The sequence below is a fragment of the Vibrio sp. 704 genome, assembly GCF_033339295.1.
The window spans coordinates 1-511 of the sequence record NZ_JAWOUH010001041.1 but is presented as its reverse complement, the minus strand read 5'-3'; the positions used below and the strand labels follow the sequence as shown (position 1 = coordinate 511).

Below are 511 nucleotides of genomic sequence, written 5' to 3'. Positions count from 1 at the left end.
GAGATGTCCGAATCTTATGACTCAGTACGAAAAAGCGTGATCCAATAAGATTCTGTCTTAAAACTGCGTTAAGATTACTTTATTATTTGCGAAACAAAAGGCACCCGAATGGATGCAGAACTTCTCGAGATATATAACTTTCTCGCCAAGTACCCCCCTTTCAACGAACTTCCAGAAGAAACTCTGACCAAAGTGACAGAAAGCGTTGAAATCTCTTACTACCGACAAGATACCCCAATCATTCACTTCGGTGACCATATTCAAGATCTCTTCGTGGTAAGAAGTGGCGTGGTGGAAGTTTATCGCCGCAAGGGTGAGCTTTATAACCGTCTCGATGAAGGCGACTTATTCGGTCAAATGGGGCTGCTTACCAACAACAAAGTTCGTTTCCCGGTAAAAGCTATTGAAGACACCCTACTCTACTGCATTCCGGTCGAGGTGTTTCAAGAGATCTACGACAACTTCGACTCTTTCGCCGATTTTGTTGAAGTAGAAAACAGCGCCCGCTTGC

General features: G+C 44.0%; 1 protein-coding gene. It reads left to right on the top strand.

What is annotated here, in order from left to right:
* Window positions 1-108 precede the first annotated feature (108 nt).
* Window positions 109-511, top strand: a 403-nt coding sequence (locus tag R7R24_RS30540; protein ID WP_318120693.1) for a cyclic nucleotide-binding domain-containing protein, incomplete at its 3' end; no start/stop codon positions are given.